We start from the raw sequence: 16824 nt of genomic DNA, 5'->3' as shown, positions 1-16824 counted from the left end.
GTATATTCATATTAAAAGACATCGACATGACTAAGTCACTACTGAGTAAACTTAAAAGAACGATGGGTTCGCCGCTCAAGCTGATCGCGTGGGTGCTCATTCTGACCTTTTCTCTGGAACAGGTCGCTTCCGCGGCACCCTCGAATCCCGCCACAGCGGCGACGCCGTCTCCTGAATCAAATCTCGCCAGGATCATCAAGAATCCCGCTCTTATCCGAGTCCCTCTCGAACACGTCATTCTTAAGGAGATCCACCGGGGGACGAACGGACGGCTCATCGTTCACATTCAGGACGCCCACGCCAATCTATCTGGACAACAGAATCTCTCGGGCGCCCTGGATCGGCTGATGACCCGTGTCGGCAGCTCCACGAACGGCTCGACGAAGTAGGCGGCCCGGCGTACCTGAGCCACCTGGTCTCGGCGGTCCCCACCTCCGTCCACGTCGAGCATTTCGAGAGTGCTGCCTGCATAGTCGGCTTCGTCCTGGCCGGCGAGAATGACGTCGATCGTCGCGCCGATCTTGCCCGTTAGGTCGATAATTTTTCTTGCGGTTGAGTAGTCGCCGCCGCTTAGTTCAATCTCAAGTTGATTGGCAAAAACCACATTGCCAAATTGTACAAGCGGCTGACCTTCCGAAACCCTGTCGTTGATGCTGCATTTTATCTCCTGAATCCGTCCGATGGTTCTGGCCTCAACGAAAGTCGTTTCCGCTTTCAGGAATCCCGTTCCTTTCATGAAAAACACACGTTCATATGTCCATCGAACTGCAGCGATACCCATGAGAAGCAGCACCGCGAGATAAACGTATTTCCCCCAGCTAATCCGTTTTTTCTCTACTTCTTTAGCTTTTATAATGCTGCTTTCTCTTTTTCGAAGTCGTTTAGAGCGCATTCTTATTTTCTACTAAATCACGGTAATGGTGATAATCGTGGATGGCAAATCCTGAGAATGATTTTTCCAAACTCACTTTAGCGCCCACGTTTTTGAGTAAATCTTCCAGCATTTCTTTTTCACCAAACTCTCTGGCGTTCAGCCCGATAAGGACCCGCTTGTTCATTCTATTTGCCAAGCCTAAAATATTTTCCACTGATTTCACGACACTTTCAGCGGTGCGTCTTTCATATGCCATTATCGTCACAACATCCGCGTTCTGAACAATTTTCTCCAGGGCAGTTTTGTCTACTTTGTGATAAAATGTTGGGATGTCGATCTCGAGCGCAAGCTTATGTTTCCTCCGCGAATTAAGGTTATTAGCAAGTTGTAGGGTCTCCGCCAGATTATTGACGAGGAATTTTTTATAGTCTCCCCATTCAGCTAAAGTATGCGGCTCGATGTCCAAATGAATGGCGTCGAAACGTGCCGGGTCTATGGTGTTGTTATTATATTCAAGTACGAATCGAATTCTTCTCAGCATTTTTTGTCGGTTCTTTTTATAGACCCAGATGGGCTCCCCCATCAGAGCGGCTGCTTTGATATTGGCATAATGAAGATAAGCGATGAAGGTTTGCAGGTCGGAAGATTGCTCAATTGAGGGAATAACTTTTTTGTTAATTGAAACAAAGACTTTGTTGACGCCCTGGTTTTTGCAAAAATTAATGAACGCTTCTCTCGGTTCTCCTTTAAGAACTTCAGCGGTGTTCCAAAGCCAAATTGCTTCGGTGTATCCGTTTCTCGCCATGTCGCGATCTTTTGAAAGGTGATAAGAAAAATCTTCCGGCCGGGTCATCCCGGCCAAATAGATGAGTTGGTAATAAACCTGGTCTTGTTCGTATTTATAATAAATTCTATCTAATTTCTCGGCCGCGATTTGCGCTTCTAGCTCCAGCAGCGTGACCGGATCGAGCTTAAGATTTCGTAGCTCGTTGTCATGCCTTGATTTTTGAATGCGGGTTTTTTCGGTGAGTAAGTCTAGAATGTCATTCGAATTTTTTATTTTCACATCCAGTAATTGATACTTATGCAGCACCGAAATGACTTCTTGTTTGAGTTCAAAAACCTCGTGTTCGGCCGCTAATTTGGACGCTTTGCTTTCCGATTTGTACTGATTATGTTTGTGGCTTCTGATGCTTTTCAACCAAAGCGGAATCGAAAGACTGACGCCAGCTTCCGGACCGGTTTGCAATTGGTTGAATTTATCACCTCGAATTCGCAGGCCAAAATAAGGAGAGAAAGTAACGTTGTCATACGTCGAGCCGTCCGCCTTGATGTCTGCTAATCTGGCTCTGGCCTGATTTAGCTTAAAGCCATCGCTGTTTTCAACGGCCACTGCAAGGAGCTTTTCTTCACGAATCCGGACGTGATTTAACCCGGTCTCATTCCACTCAATATCGGAGCTGCTGAGCTTAAGAAATTCGGCAAGAATATTTTTCTGTTTATCGATTTGAGTTTGATAATAGGCGTGCAATCCCCTGACATTGATCAACTCTTTTTCGGTTTCCAAAACTTCAGTTAGAAGCTCTTCCTGTTCTTTGTATCTTCTTCTTTTTATTTTAACAATTTTCTCGTAAGCGTTTATAAGTTTCTTATAATAGAAAATGCGCGAGCGATTTTGCAGAACCTCGATGTAAGATTTTCTAAATGCCAAAAACGAGAGCCGATTACTGTTTTGCAACTGCGATGTTAAAATATCTAATTGTGCGTTGATACCGTCAATCTTGTGTGACCTGACCTTCGTTAGTTTAACCAGGTCTTGACTCAAACGCAGTGTGAGAAAATGTTTTCTGCCAAAGTCTTCATCAGTCAGGTTTAACCCATCTCCAAAGAATCTGTAATTCGTGCTGAGTTTTGGCAAATATTGAGCTTTGGCGGCAGACCGTCTGCTTTCCATTGCCTGCATTTTTTGCCTGATTGCCGCAATCCCATGATCGTTTTGCACGATCAGTTTTTCAAGATCTTGGAAGCTATGCTTTTTCTGCAACGCCATGGCCGGGTGATTGGCGCCAATGCAAAAACTGATGCAGAGAAGAAGAAATAGAAGCAGGTTCTTGGTTACCATCTGATCATCCTTTCACGAACTTTAATGGGAGCAAACTGGTCGCGATAAGAATAATGAAAAAATAATTCTTGACAATAGGACCCGATGCGAACGAATTTTAAAAACAGCTTGTAAGGATTAAAAAGCGGTAGGTAAAACACCAGCTTTAAATCTCTGACATTTTGGTTGAGATAGGCGCCTATGAACAGCTCTACCAATTCAGCGCTGAAGTAGAGGCAGAAATTTATAAAAAGCAGCACCGGTAGAATTTGGGTAAAATTGAGCGCCAGATCTAACAGGTAAAAAACTGCAATTGATGAAATGACCGCGCCGAAGAATATTGAATCGATAAAAGTAATGAGATCGATGAGTCTAAAATTTTTCGAAAACGGATTAAAAATATCTTTATGTTTTCTCAGCCGGTTTTTGACTAAATTCCGATCCCATCGCGAACGCTGCCGAACGATGCTCAGGATATTATCCGGAACATTTGTTAAACAAACTGCATTCGGTTGAAATACAATTTGGTAGCCTTTTTTTCTCACTCTGATTGCGAGGTCCGAATCATTGCCCGGCCCGGGTTCGTGGCCGCCCATCGTTTCTAAAGAAATGAGCTCTCTTCTAAACCCGCCAAAAGCGCCGGAAATGATTGGCAGAATTCCAAAGCGGGAGCGGATTCTCCGGCCGATTGAAATCGTAAACAGGTATTCGATTTGCTGGAGGTTGGTCAAAATATTAATGTCACCGTTTCGGACTCGCAAATTACCGGAAACTCCGCCGACTGTTGGATCCGCGAAAGTTTTCATCAACTCATAAATTGCATGTCTGTCAAAGGTTGTGTCGGAGTCGACAAATACGGCGAATTCGCCTTGCGCAAATTTAAGCCCGTAATTTAGCGCTGCGGACTTACCTGCTCTGGATGAGAATCTCAGGGAAATGATGTTTTCATGTTTCGCGAGTTGCTGGCAGATTCTTGGGGTGTCGTCGGTTGAGCCGTCGTCAACGATGATGAGCTGAAGATTTGCGTAACTCTGCTCCTGCAATGAGCGAACTGTCCATGCAATCGTCTCCTGCTCATTTAGAACCGGAATGATAATAGAAACCAAAGGCGGAGTGTCCCGCAATTGCAAAATGAAATCATCATCGACTTTAACTTTATTGCTGCTGAACAGGACTCTAAAAAAGATATAAATATCGCTCAGGAAGTATCTCGGTAGATCGAATATCAGGAAAAACCAGAAAACGCGAACAAACCCGGCGAAGTCCAGGCTTAGTAAATAACTAATTGTATCTGTAAATAAAACCGGGATCAATTCAATTTCTCCCAAATTCCATCCAGGCTGTCATCTTGCGATGCCAGATCGACCAGGTCATATTTTAAGTCGATTTTGGCAATCGCGATCTTATCGATACTGGTTTTTAATCTGCTAAAAGCAATCCTGGCATTCACAGAGTCTGTGTGGGTGAATATCACAAGCAGTTCTCCGCTGCTCGAATCAGTAAATAAATCGGTTGATCGAAACGTTTGATTGATCACTGCGGCAAAATCATTTTTGAATTTTCTAGATGTTGCGTTATCGCCTGCGCTTCCCAAATTGAACCTCGATAAAGTGGACTTGTATTTATAACGGCGGCAGCGGAAGACCTCGATGCGAAGCATCTCCATGAACACCTCACGTTTATAGAAACCAACTTCCTTTTTCAAGATGTTTATCAGACCGGAACCTGGAAGCGCGCCTTCTTCTGCGGCTCTAATCCCGTCTTGTGAAAGTTTATATTCATTGATCCGTTTGATCAGCGCGTTTTCCGGCGGAAACGTTTTCGCGCAAGCGAGACAATAACAGGAAAGCAGCGGCTCGGAAAAATTTTGGTTGCAGTCATTGCACCACATCACTTCCGAGGGTTTGTCATAATCAACCCCGATGTGGCGGAGCTCGCGGCTGCACTTTGGGCAGGTTAAATTGATTCCCCGCCGAAACTCTGACTCTCTGCCAATGTAAGCGCACCTGAAGTGGTGAATGGTCGTCTCTTCACTGATATTCAAAGAACGGCAGTGCGGACAAAGCTCACGAAAATTGATTTGAGTGTGTTCGCAAAACGGGCAAATGTTAACTTTGTCAATCAGCTTTGAAGTCAGGAGTTGGGCTTCTTCGAGCTCTTCTAAAAATGCAACTTCTTCTCCGGGTTTGACCTTGAACAAAATTTGTGCTGCAGGGAATGTATAACCCACCGAAGATTGGTGATTGCGGATCGGAGCCAGGATCTCGGATTCGCGTGTGTAAAGGTGTCTTACCATCAGGAGTTTTCTAAATCCGGTTTCACCGATCGAATTTGGTACTGCAATTAAGTCTTGCACGTTTGCAGCAACTTTGACAAGATCTTTTACTTTTATACAGAATTCAGATTGTAAAACAGGCCAGATGAGGTTAACATCAGCGAGTTCTGTGAAATTATCCGGGGCCTGTTCGTAGACGGCGAGAATTGGTTTCAGGAAATGCTCTGGTTCAGCACGAAGCTCTTTGATTTTATTACAACCCCACTTAACATTCTTTATATCAAGGATAATTAAATCCGCGACACCTAATTCTTCTGTGAGGGTTAAATGATTAAATTCATTTGATTCGACCTTTAGGTTTTCACAAACTTCATGTAATGTCTCCTCGATGATACTGTTTGTCTCTTCGGATATCAGACATAAATGTATTCTCGTGTCAAGCTCGATTCTGTTTATACCACCTGCCGTGACTGTAGTCACATTTTTTTCTTCTGAGGTCAGCATGTTGTCACTGGTCATTTATAAACTAACTTTTAAACAAAACAACGAGCTTCATTTAATCCGCTTTAAAAGCGCATAGTTATGCATCTCTATATTTCGACTTTTTGTTTACGTTAATTAACATATGGGCTGAATTGTTGCACTAATTTAAGAATAGGCTGAGGCTAAGGCGAAGTCACAAACTGCCGATAAAATAAATAGCGCATGAAACTTAAACGGAGAAGAAGGTAAATGGCCAGAAAACTATTGATTGGTGAGCTTCTGATAAATGAAGGACTCATTACCAAAGCGCAGTTAAAAAAGGTTCTTGATCTCAAAAAGGAACAAAAGCTTTATGCCCCATTAGGTGAGGAATGTGTCAATCAGGGTTTTGTCTCACGACAGGATCTTACCAGGGTTCTGCGAAAGTACCACAACAGCATTCCGCTGGGGGAATTGCTGGTCAATATGCAAGTTATCACGCAAGAACATCTCCAACAAGCTCTTGAAGAACAGCAGTCTTCCGGGAAAAAACTGGGCGACATTTTAATCAATCTTGGCTTTTTGAACGAAGTGGTTTTAGTGGATGCATTAAGTATCCAGTTAGGTTTTCCTAAAATTCTTCCTTCGATTGGTTTGATTGATAAAACATTGCTCAAGAAGTTTAACCCCGAATTTCTTCATGAACATGAGTTCATCCCGGCTTTTCAGGAAAAGAATAATTTAACCGTAATAATGGCCGATCCACTTCATGAAGAAACAATTCGCTTGCTTAAGGAGATTTTGAAATGTAATATTATTCCGGCCATTGCCCCGCCATCTGAAATTCGCAAAACTATAAGGTTATATCATCAAAAAGTTGAAATGGGTCAGGAGTTGGAATCCCCTGAAGCGGAAAAAGATTTGGTCATTGGCGACGGCGATTTCATTAAGAGCAAAGATGACAATATCATTGAAATTGTGAACTTCATTATTTCAAATGCGATTATGGAGCGCGCGACCGATATTCATATTGAACCTCAGGATAAATTATTACGGATCAGGTATCGGATCGATGGCTTGCTGCATCACAAAACCGACTTGCCAAATTCGCTGACCCCGAAACTAATTAGCCGCATAAAGGCGCTTTGCGGCCTGGATATTGCTGAAAAGAGAAGACACCAAGATGGCCGGATCCAAGCAAGAATCATGGGCAAGGAGTATGATCTCAGGGTTTCCACCTATGCCGCGATCTGGGGTGAAAACCTCGTGATCCGGGTTCAAAGCCGCCAAAGTGATTTCGTTGATATTAATAAGGTTGGCTTTTCGCCAGCGAATCTGGAGAAATATTTAGACATGCTGCGGCATCCTTCCGGGATTATTTTAGTGACCGGTCCCACCGGAACCGGTAAAAGCACCACTCTTTATGCCTCTTTAAATTTTTTAAATAATATGGATCGCGTGATTGTAACCATTGAAGATCCCGTTGAATATACCATCGAAGGAGTTATTCAAGCAAACGTCTCTCCGAAGATCGGGATGAATTATGTCAAAAGTCTACGAGCCATGATGCGACAGGATCCTGACGTTTTGATGATTGGCGAAATTCGCGACCCGGAAGCGGCCGAAGCGGTCATTCAGGCTTCGCTCACCGGTCACAAAGTTTTGAGCACATTTCATACTGAAGATGCCGCCGGCGCACTTTTGCGGTTGATGGATATGGGTATTGAGACTTTTTTGATTTCGTCGACGCTCATTTCGGTAGTAGCCCAAAGACTGGTTCGAGTTCTATGTGATCGCTGTAAAGAGGAATATAAACCCGGCATCAAAACGCTGGCTTTTTTCAACAGTCTCAAGAAAGATAGGCTGAATAGATTCCAATTTTTGCAATCAAAAGGATGTGTGTATTGTAATCACAGCGGCTTCAGAGGAATGACTGCGATTCACGAGGTTTTATTGGTCAACGATGCTATTCGGGACGCAATTCTTAAACGCAGCACATCTTCGGACATAAAAAAAATCGCCCGTAAACATGCCGGATTCGTTACAATGACCGAAGACGGTTTCTATAAGGCGCTCAAAGGGTTGACGACTTTGGAAGAAGTAATTCGTATTGTCTGCCGCGATGACAGTGACGGTTTGCAGCCGATTTCAATTGAAGAGTTAATTAAGGCCAGTGAAGGCTCAGGTGTGGTACCCTCAGCTAAAACTCATGTCGTGGATGAAAGCTCTCAAACTGAAGTCGAGGTATTAAAGTGTTAAGATTCGAAGACGTCTCAACTATCCTTCAATTCCTGTCTATTTCGTTTCAACCTTTCGTTATTTACGTTAACCCGTAGACCAGTGGACTCAACCACTGGAGATCAGGCCTACATAGTGGCGCAGGCCACTTTGTACCTCAAAAAGGAAGATGCCCTGAATTCGTTTTGCTTGCATTTTCAAATAGCATTCTTTAAATTAATCTTACTTTTCTTAGGATATTTTTTGGTTCTATGTCGATCAAAGTGGGTAAACGTTTTAGAAAAAAATAAGCCGGATTCACCCCGTTAGATTAAAGTCTTTGATGTTCTAGCAAGCTGATATCTTTATCTGACGGGGTGAATCCGTGGCCCAAGAATCAGTAGAAGTACTATTTTAGCCACTCTGATCGACCTAGAGCGATTTTTTTTGAAGGAGCAAGAAACATGAGCAGTCGTCTGGAAAAAGATAGCATGGGAACCATCGAGGTTGCTGCGGATAAATATTGGGGCGCGCAAACCCAACGCTCGCTGCAAAATTTCAAAATCGGCGGTCAAAAAATGCCCATCGAAGTCGTTCATGCGTTTGCGGTTTTGAAAAAAGCGGCGGCTTTAACGAACTTTGAAAGTGGAATTTTGTCTAAAGAAAAGGTCGATGTAATTGCCAAAGTGTGTGATGAAATTGAAGCGGGAAAACATGATGCTCACTTCCCGCTTGTCGTCTGGCAAACCGGATCGGGAACCCAGTCCAATATGAATGTCAATGAAGTGATTTCTAACCGGGCGATCGAAATACTTGGCGGAGAAATCGGCTCCAAAAAACCGATTCACCCGAACGATGATGTCAATAAGTCACAGTCCTCCAACGATACATTTCCGACGGCGATGCACATTGCTGCTTATAAACTGTTTGTCGAAAATACCATTCCAAAGGTTCAAAAACTTCAGCAGACCCTTGCGTCTAAAGCGAAAGAGTTTATGTCAATTGTCAAGATTGGCCGGACCCACTTGATGGATGCAACCCCGCTGACTTTGGGACAGGAATTTTCAGGATACGCCTCGCAATTGACGCACGGAATTAAAGCGATTAAAAATACCCTGCCGCATCTTTCCGAGCTTGCTTTGGGCGGAACTGCCGTCGGAACCGGTATCAATACGCCACCTGGATTTGCTGACAAAGTCGCAAAAAAAATTGCTGAGCTGACCGGGCTGCCGTTTGTTTCTGCAGAAAACAAATTCGAATCCCTCGCAGCTCACGATGCTGTTGTTGAGGCTTCCGGCGCCTTAAAAACAGTCACAGCTAGTTTGATGAAAATTGCCAACGACATCCGGCTGCTGGCCTCCGGCCCCAGGTGCGGTATTGGCGAGATTCTCATTCCGGCAAACGAACCCGGCTCCTCAATTATGCCGGGGAAAGTTAACCCAACCCAGGCTGAAGCCATGACCATGGTTTGCGCTCAGGTTGCCGGTAATGACCTGGCGATAAATATCGGCGGCATGTCCGGCCATTTCGAATTGAATGTCTTTAAACCTGTGATGATTTACAACTTGCTCATGTCTGCCAGACTAATTGGCGACGTTTGTGAATCATTCAATGATAATTGTGCAGTTGGCATTGAGCCGAATCACGAAGCCATCAAAAGGAATCTCGAGAATTCTTTAATGCTCGTGACCGCTTTGAACCCGGTTGTTGGTTATGATAAAGCCGCAGAAATTGCCAAGAAGGCACACAAAGAAGGCACTACTTTGCGCGAAGCTGCGACTAGCCTTGGTCACCTGACGGGTGAAGAATTTGATAAACACGTGGTGCCGGAAAAGATGGTGGGGGAGCTGCCGAAGTAAGCATTTTCTTTAAATAGGACCTGCTCTATGATAAAATTGCGAAGCTTGCTAATTTTGTTTTTGTTGCTGTTAGTTGTCCTCAATCTCTCCAGCTGTGCTACTCAAAAACCAAAACTTGTTCTGTTCATTTCAATTGATCAGTTGCGTTATGATTACTTGACTCGCTTTTCGAAATATTTTGGCGATGGCGGCTTTAGTCTCTTTTTTAAAGCTGGGGCAAACTTTACCAATGCCCAGTATAAGCATTCAGTTACAAAAACATCAGCGGGACATGCGGTTATTTCAACAGGTACTCATGCGAATGTTAATGGAATCATCGCCAATAGATGGTATGATCAGGAGCAAAAGAGTTCGGTGTCTTCAGTTGGTGATGACTCTTTCACTTTGATTGCTTCTGACAGAGACGGTAGATCACCCCATTATCTTCTTGCTGCTACAATCGGCGATGAGTTGAAAAGATCCAATGGTGAAAAATCTAAAGTAGTTTCAATTTCATATAAATCTACCTCAGCTATCATGATGGGTGGCAAAGATGCGGATGCTGTCTATTGGTTTGTCGATTCACTTTTCACGACGTCGAAATACTATTTGGATGAATTACCGAATTGGGTGAAAGATTTTAATTCATCCGGTAGAATCAAATCTTATTTTGGCAAAACCTGGGACCGGATCTTAAGCGATAGTGTTTATAACATCCAGGGTCCCGATGATGTTGACTTTGTAGAAGACGTAGCAGGTTTAGGACGAACCTTTCCTCACACCGTCGATGGTGGAAAAAGTTCAATTACTGAAAGTTATTTTCACGCTTTTCGGATCAGTCCATTTGGAAGTGAAGTCCTGGAAGAGTTTGTAGAGCAAGTAATCGTGCATGAAGAGCTCGGACAACGAGATGCTGTAGATATCTTGTGGGTGGGTTTTTCTTCAAACGATTGGGTTGGCCATATTTATGGACCTGACAGTCCTGAGGTCATGGATATGGTTATTCGCACCGATCGTGTTCTGGAAAAGTTGTTTGATTTTGTAGATGAAAAGATCGGCCTGAATCAATGTACAATCGTTCTCACCTCAGATCATGGTATTCCTGCCCTCCCCGAATTAATTGCTAACAAAAACAACGCCGCGAGTCCAGGCAGGATAAATCGTGAAATGGTGATCGAAGTGATTGACGGGGCCTTGTCTGAAAAATTTGGTTTACTCGGGTCTGCAGAATCCTGGGTCAGCTACGTCAGTCCCTCGAATATTTATTTGAACCGCATTGCACTGCATGAAAAATCACTCTCGGTTTCGGAAGCAGAGCAGATTGTTCTACCTGTGCTATCTGACATGGGATGCTTTCACGCCCTTTACACTCATTCACAGCTTGAAAATGGCGAGATTGCGGGAGAGTTAGGAGAAAGAGCGCTGCTCAGTTTTTTCCCCGGGCGCTCGGGGGATGTCTTTTTTCAGGTTAAAGAAAATTGGATCTTCCATGGCCCGACAGGAACAAATCATGGTTCACCGTGGAAATACAACACCCATGTACCCTTGCTGTTTTATGGATCCGGGATTAAGCCTGGTTTTTATGAAGAAGCAGTGAGTATTGCTGATATTGCGCCAACAGTCGCGCAAATTATAAAAGTAGATATGCCTGAGGAGGTGCAGGGTAAGGTTTTGGAGGGAGCCCTTAAGTAAATCTTATAATCTTTTCCTTTTTTAATACACCTCAACCCGCTATATCGATTCTTTCAAAATTCTTTTGCTTCAAAAAAACTAATTTCGTATCTTGCTTTATTCAAAAGAGGAGGAAAGATATTTTGAAGTTCAAGTCATTTATCGCGTTCTCCATATTGGTGCCCTTCTTAACCAGTACGGCAATCATCTTAGCCCAAACTTCTCTAGATGATGATTCCAAGAATGATATAGAGCCAACCTCTCCCTTGGTTACTGCAATGAAGGTAGAAACTTCCCCAGTCCTTGATGGTGAAGTGCTCAATGATGCCGCATGGGAAGCTGCCAAACCGGTAACCGGTTTCTGGCAGACCACGCCGGATCAAGGCCAGGCGGCTTCGGAAAAAACCGAGGTGCGTATTATCTACACCAACCGCACCCTTTATTTCGGTGTGGTTTGTTATGATCGCGAACCGCAGCGCATTATTGTTTCAGACAGCCGCCGCGATGCTTCCCTTGAGGAGACAGACAGCTTTCAACTCATTCTGGATACCTACCATGATAAACAGAATGGTTTTTTGTTCGGTACAAATCCGGCCGGCATCGAATATGATGCCCAGGTTACGAATGAAGGTAGCGGCCGATTTGGAGGCGGCAGGCAGCAGCGCGGCGCCGTCAGTGGCTTCAATCTTAATTGGGACGCTTCCTGGGAAGTGAAAACCAAAATTTCGGAGATTGGCTGGAGCGCTGAATTTGCCATTCCGTTCAAAACTTTGAGATTTTCCAAAAAGGATGCTCAGACCTGGGGCGTCAATTTCCAACGAAATATCCGCCGGCGAAACGAAAAGTCTTATTGGGTAAAGTTGGATCGGCAATACAATATTCAAAAGATTTCACTGGCGGGCACACTATCCGGATTGGAAAATATACGTCAAAATAATTTAAAAATAATTCCTTACACGCTTGGCCAAGTCAGCCGTAATTTTCAAAACCCGCTTGAACGCGAAACACAACGAGATCTGGATTCAGGAATCGATTTAAAATATAGTGTGACGCCGGGCCTGACTTTAGATGCGACCTACAATACCGATTTCGCCCAGGTCGAGGTGGATGAGCAGCAAATAAACCTCGACCGCTTCAATCTCTTTTTTCCGGAAAAACGTCCGTTCTTTCTTGAAAATGCCGGATTTTTTTCCGTGGGCAGTCCGGGCGAAGTGGAGCTGTTTTTCAGCCGGCGAATTGGTATAGCTTCGGGAGGGTTTCAGGTGCCGATTCTGGCAGGCGGTCGCTTGTCGGGGAAGGCCGCGGGTTTAAATGTCGGGCTTCTAAACATGCAAACAGAATCAAGACAATTTATTGAGGCGGACGAGTTGAGCAGCGATACTACTCAAATTCAAAGCAATAATTTTACAGTCGTTCGAATCAACAAAGAACTACCGAACCGCTCTGCAATTGGGGCGCTATTTGTTAATCGCCAGGGGAGTGGCCGCTATTCCGAAGGCGCTGATTATAACCGTACTTTTGCCCTCGACGGCAGATGGGGAATTGGCAAATATGGCCAGCTTTCCGGATTTGCGGCGCAAACAGCTACACCGGGTGTAGATGAAGATGAATATGCCTTCAGGTTTGGAGCGCGGTATGGGGCAGAAGCCTGGTTACTAACAGCAAGCTATATGCAGGTTAGTGATGCGTTTAATCCGGAAGTAGGATTTTTGCAAAGAAGTGGATTTCGTAAGTCCCGTTTTATGATCTTTAACACCACCCGCCCAAAAGATTTTCTTGGTTTGCTCGAAACACGGCCGCACATTTCATACGAAGGTTACTGGGATTTTGATGGATTTCAGGAGTCGGGCAAGTGGCACATAGACACTCACTGGGAATGGAAGAACGGCTACGAGTTCCATACCGGTGTCAACCTTACGAAAGAAGGAATCCATCCGATTGTTGATGTGGAAGAAGATTCAGTCGAAATTCAGGATGTCTTTATACCGCCGGGTACTTACGATCATGCGGAAATTGCCCTGGTTGGGATTACCAATCGAGGTGCCTGGATAAGCTTTAGCATGCGTGCAACTATCGGCGGCTATTTTGGCGGGGACAGAATTTCTCTGAGTCCTTCCCTAAGATTTCGTATCGGCGAAAATTTCAACACCCAACTGAGCTTGCGTTATAATAATATTGATCTTCCCAACGGCAGCTTTGTTACCAATTTACTGACCGCCCGTATTTCCTATTCGTTTACACCACGTCTTTTTCTTCAAGGTTTGATTCAATACAATGACAGCGCCGATATTTGGTCAAGCAATTTACGGCTTGGCTGGCTGCAGTCCGCGAATACCGGGTTGTTTGTTGTTTATAATGATGTCCGCGAGCATGAAAATCGGAAGTGGGGAACCCGATCCCGAAGCTTGATCGTCAAATACAGCCAGCTCTTTGATTTGCTGAATTAATCGGTGTCAGCTGTTCAAGCTTCAGCTTGAAGGTTTTTTTTCAAAAAGGTATTGTTTCTTGCCAATTTTTTTAATAAATTTGCCAAAAAGGAAAATATATGGAGACGAAACTGGACAAATTTGGTCGAGTGCTCATCCCAAAAGGCATTAGAAAAAACTTAGGACTTAAGCCGGGCGAAACCGTCCATTTGGAGCAATGCGAAAACCAGATCATTATTAGACCGAATTCTAAAACGAACAGGGTGATTGGAACTGACAAAGGCCAAGTGGAGATCGCCGACGATTTCGATGCCCCGCTTGATGAATTCAAGGAATACATGTCTTGAAAGTCCTCCTTTGATACGCATGCATTTTTAGCTTTGATGATCGATGACCCAAATTTGTCTCCCAAAGCCAGAACGACTTTTCTGGATTCTGACAGCACCCTCTACCTCAGTATGGCAAGTGTCTGGGAGATGGCCATCAAATCAGGTCTAAACAAATTGAACCTCCCGCTTCCAGTCGATCAATACATCACAAGTCGAACGCAGACGCATGGAATTACGCTGCTTGACATTACGATCGAACACATGGCCGCGGTCGAAAATCTACCCCACCACCATAAAGATCCATTTGATCGACTCCTCATTTCGCAGTGCCTTTCTGATAAACTCCCGATTATGACAGCGGATAGAATGTTTGCAGCTTATCCGATTCAAACAGTTTGGTAAGGAGAAAAGACCTCCGAAAGTTCCAAACCTTCAGATCCCGAAGTCTCATCGTCAAATACAGCCAACTCCTTGATTTGCTGAATGAGTCAGGTCAGGTGTTCAAGCTTTAGCTTGAAAGACTTCAGCCAAAGGTTTATTGGACCAATAAGTTAGCTTATACCGGACCCATTGTTGGTGTCCGACCCTCCTAAAATTGAAACCTTCTCACTTTTACCGCATACTAAAAATAAGGCTCTTCTGAAAAGAATTGCCGAAGTGTTGGTATAGCTGCAGTTTTTTTGTGAGAGTAAAAACGCTAAACACCGAAGACACTGAATAACTCCGATACTGAACATTTATACAAATGGAATAAATTCAGACTACAGAAAATTTAAACGTCTCCGTTGACTTTTGAGCTTTTGAAGACATTAATAGATGAAAGCAAGTCCGACTCAAAGAAAGGTGAGCGATTTTTAAGTTGAATCGGCTCTTAATAACAGGAGGTGATAATTATGAGAAGAAATCTAATTAATTATCGCAAAAGGGTAAAGCTGGGGGTTATCGGAGCCCTGGTGATTTGTCACGTTGCTTTTTTTGTGATGCGGAAGTTTGAATTTATCCCGGAAATACAGCAAGACAATCGCCCGGAGCAGGCAAGTATTATTGTTATTAATATTAAACCGCCACCGAAACCCAAACTGCCGGATCCGCCACCTCAACCGCCCGAACCGGTTCCCCCAAAAGAGGTTTTGCTGCCTAAACTTGGACCTATCAAGCCAGTACTCGAGCCTGTCGAAGAAGAGTTGGAGCCCGTGCCGGAAATATCCCCTGGACCTGTTAACTCCATACCCTTTGTCGCCTACGATAAAAAGCCCGAGCTTATTGGCGGCTTAACCGTAAGCTATCCTAACTGGGCGCGTAAAATAGAAATTGACGGTAAGGTTTTTGTTCGCGCACTGGTAAATATTGATGGCATGGTAACTGAGGCAAGGGTTTTCAAATCATCCGGTTATGACATTCTGGACAAAGCCGCAATTCAGGCTGTAACAAAATCCCGCTGGCAGCCGGCTAAGCAGCGCGGCGAACCCGTGAGTGTCTGGGTAATGGTACCCGTTAAATTTGCACTTCATAAGTAAACTTGCGGTTGTTTTTCATCACATCAGCATAAAAAACCTTCCAGGTTTTTGAAACCTGGAAGGCTTGGTTCTCCTACTTCATCAAAACAAGCTTCTTGCTCAAAGCAAATCCTTTTGCCTCAAGCCTGTACACATAAACTCCGCTCGCCACTTTGGCGCCGCGGGAATCGTTGCCGTTCCAGACCACACTGTGCTGGCCGGCTGCAATTGGACCTGAGTGCAAGGTCTGAATGAGCTGGCCGCGCAGGTTGTAAATGGCCAGTTTGACTTCGCTCGCTTCCGGTACCGCAAAGGTAATCGTGGTGCTGGGGTTGAACGGGTTCGGGTAGTTCTGTTCCAAAGCATAACCTTCCGGTATCGTCTCTTGAACGGTCACATCGTCGGTAGGCACGGCAAGCTTTGGCAAACTCACAGGCGCCGCACTAATGGAACACGGCCCTTTGCGTTCTTTGAGCTGGTCGTTGAAGCCATCACTTAAGCTCGCTATATCCACCCCCTCGGTCAGCGCATTCTTCGCGCGTTTGAACTCGGCTTCCGTATGGCCGCCGAGCACTTCAGGCTTATCCTTTACCTTCTCCTCGTAATCGGTTGTGGCCAGCGCTGTGACTCTGGTCGCAGGTATCGTCACCACGACCGACGTCACCGTCCCTTTCTTCACATCAGCAGCGGTCGTGACGCCTGTGATGTCAATCTTGAAGTCTTTGACCACGGGCGCAGCGGTCGTCGAATTCTTGTCAAGCTTCACCTTCAGCTCTTTTAAGAGACCTGTTACGGTTTCACCGTCAAAGGAGACCGTTATGTCGAGCATGTTCTTGATCTTGACCTCATGCCAACCGCCATCCGCCAGGTTGGGATTGACACCGCCATCACCAGAAACAAACGTGGTGGTGCCGTCCTTCTTCCTAGCCTTGCTGATCTTGACCTTCTTCACGGTGGGATCTTTCTTATCCGTCTTGACGTCCAGCTTCATTACGCCACCCATCTCTAACGTGCCTTCTTCCCAGGTGACAACTTGGTCAGCTTGTAGGGTGACCATCCCACCCGAACTCGTAGGCGGAGCGACCCCGAACAACGTATCCCATATGTCTGACAGATTCGGATCCGTGTTGAACGT

The 16824-nt window shown here is 44.8% G+C and carries 13 protein-coding genes; 7 read left to right on the top strand and 6 right to left on the bottom strand.

Annotated features, from left to right (window positions below; genetic code table 11):
• The 5 genes from IH879_08140 to IH879_08120 all read right to left on the bottom strand — a co-directional run.
• On the bottom strand, positions 1 to 196 hold a 196-nt coding region (locus tag IH879_08140; GenBank protein ID MCH7674906.1), incomplete at its 3' end, for a hypothetical protein.
• 90 nt (positions 197 to 286) lie between these two features.
• Positions 287 to 892 carry a hypothetical protein gene (locus tag IH879_08135; GenBank protein ID MCH7674905.1) on the bottom strand — a complete coding sequence of 202 codons (606 nt, stop codon included), beginning with the start codon at positions 890 to 892 and terminating at the stop codon, positions 287 to 289.
• On the bottom strand, positions 882 to 2996 hold the full coding sequence (locus IH879_08130) for a TolC family protein (protein MCH7674904.1): 2115 nt from the start codon (positions 2994 to 2996) through the stop codon (positions 882 to 884). The genes IH879_08135 and IH879_08130 overlap by 11 nt, the downstream gene beginning before the upstream one ends.
• Complete coding sequence (locus tag IH879_08125) at positions 2990 to 4303, bottom strand: glycosyltransferase family 2 protein (protein ID MCH7674903.1); 1314 nt, start codon at positions 4301 to 4303, stop codon at positions 2990 to 2992. The genes IH879_08130 and IH879_08125 overlap by 7 nt, the downstream gene beginning before the upstream one ends.
• Positions 4285 to 5769, bottom strand: a complete 1485-nt coding sequence (locus tag IH879_08120) for a hypothetical protein (protein ID MCH7674902.1) — start codon at positions 5767 to 5769, stop codon at positions 4285 to 4287. Before IH879_08120 ends, IH879_08125 begins: the two co-directional genes overlap by 19 nt.
• Before the next feature lie 213 nt (positions 5770 to 5982).
• On the opposite strand from IH879_08120, the gene tadA reads away from it, so the two are divergent.
• From tadA to IH879_08085, 7 genes are all read left to right on the top strand, one after another.
• On the top strand, positions 5983 to 7971 hold the full coding sequence (tadA, locus tag IH879_08115; GenBank protein MCH7674901.1) for a Flp pilus assembly complex ATPase component TadA: 1989 nt from the start codon (positions 5983 to 5985) through the stop codon (positions 7969 to 7971).
• A 422-nt stretch (positions 7972 to 8393) separates the two neighbouring features.
• Positions 8394 to 9788, top strand: coding sequence for a class II fumarate hydratase (gene fumC / locus IH879_08110; protein MCH7674900.1), 1395 nt, complete (start codon positions 8394 to 8396; stop codon positions 9786 to 9788).
• Positions 9789 to 9815: 27 nt separating this feature from the next.
• Positions 9816 to 11459 (top strand): alkaline phosphatase family protein, encoded by a 1644-nt coding sequence (locus IH879_08105; protein MCH7674899.1) that lies wholly within the window; start codon positions 9816 to 9818, stop codon positions 11457 to 11459.
• A gap of 122 nt (positions 11460 to 11581) precedes the next feature.
• A complete protein-coding gene (locus IH879_08100; GenBank protein ID MCH7674898.1) occupies positions 11582 to 13885 on the top strand; it encodes a carbohydrate binding family 9 domain-containing protein in 2304 nt (767 codons plus the stop codon).
• A 98-nt stretch (positions 13886 to 13983) separates the two neighbouring features.
• Positions 13984 to 14211, top strand: a complete 228-nt coding sequence (locus tag IH879_08095) for an AbrB/MazE/SpoVT family DNA-binding domain-containing protein (GenBank protein ID MCH7674897.1) — start codon at positions 13984 to 13986, stop codon at positions 14209 to 14211.
• Positions 14212 to 14247: 36 nt separating this feature from the next.
• Positions 14248 to 14595 carry a type II toxin-antitoxin system VapC family toxin gene (locus IH879_08090; GenBank protein ID MCH7674896.1) on the top strand — a complete coding sequence of 116 codons (348 nt, stop codon included), beginning with the start codon at positions 14248 to 14250 and terminating at the stop codon, positions 14593 to 14595.
• 491 nt (positions 14596 to 15086) lie between these two features.
• The gene (locus tag IH879_08085; protein ID MCH7674895.1) at positions 15087 to 15710 is read left to right on the top strand and encodes an energy transducer TonB; all 624 of its coding nucleotides are present in this window, start codon (positions 15087 to 15089) and stop codon (positions 15708 to 15710) included.
• Between the two features lie 73 nt (positions 15711 to 15783).
• Here the strand turns inward: IH879_08085 and IH879_08080 are convergent, their stop codons facing one another.
• Positions 15784 to 16746, bottom strand: a complete 963-nt coding sequence (locus tag IH879_08080; protein ID MCH7674894.1) for a T9SS type A sorting domain-containing protein — start codon at positions 16744 to 16746, stop codon at positions 15784 to 15786.
• Positions 16747 to 16824: the final 78 nt, after the last annotated feature.

Source organism: candidate division KSB1 bacterium (assembly GCA_022562085.1).
Classification (GTDB): domain Bacteria; phylum Zhuqueibacterota; class Zhuqueibacteria; order Oceanimicrobiales; family Oceanimicrobiaceae; genus Oceanimicrobium.
The sequence above is the reverse complement of the archived record's forward strand: the minus strand, read 5'-3'. Positions and strand labels throughout refer to the sequence as shown.

Coding starts and splice junctions, on each gene's coding strand:
- IH879_08135 (MCH7674905.1), bottom strand. CDS start 892: ATGCGCTCTAAACGACTTCGAAAAAGAGAAAGCAGCATTATAAAAGCT.
- IH879_08130 (MCH7674904.1), bottom strand. CDS start 2,996: ATGGTAACCAAGAACCTGCTTCTATTTCTTCTTCTCTGCATCAGTTTT.
- IH879_08120 (MCH7674902.1), bottom strand. CDS start 5,769: ATGACCAGTGACAACATGCTGACCTCAGAAGAAAAAAATGTGACTACA.
- tadA (MCH7674901.1), top strand. CDS start 5,983: ATGGCCAGAAAACTATTGATTGGTGAGCTTCTGATAAATGAAGGACTC.
- fumC (MCH7674900.1), top strand. CDS start 8,394: ATGAGCAGTCGTCTGGAAAAAGATAGCATGGGAACCATCGAGGTTGCT.
- IH879_08105 (MCH7674899.1), top strand. CDS start 9,816: ATGATAAAATTGCGAAGCTTGCTAATTTTGTTTTTGTTGCTGTTAGTT.
- IH879_08095 (MCH7674897.1), top strand. CDS start 13,984: ATGGAGACGAAACTGGACAAATTTGGTCGAGTGCTCATCCCAAAAGGC.
- IH879_08090 (MCH7674896.1), top strand. CDS start 14,248: ATGATCGATGACCCAAATTTGTCTCCCAAAGCCAGAACGACTTTTCTG.
- IH879_08085 (MCH7674895.1), top strand. CDS start 15,087: ATGAGAAGAAATCTAATTAATTATCGCAAAAGGGTAAAGCTGGGGGTT.
- IH879_08080 (MCH7674894.1), bottom strand. CDS start 16,746: ATGGTCACCCTACAAGCTGACCAAGTTGTCACCTGGGAAGAAGGCACG.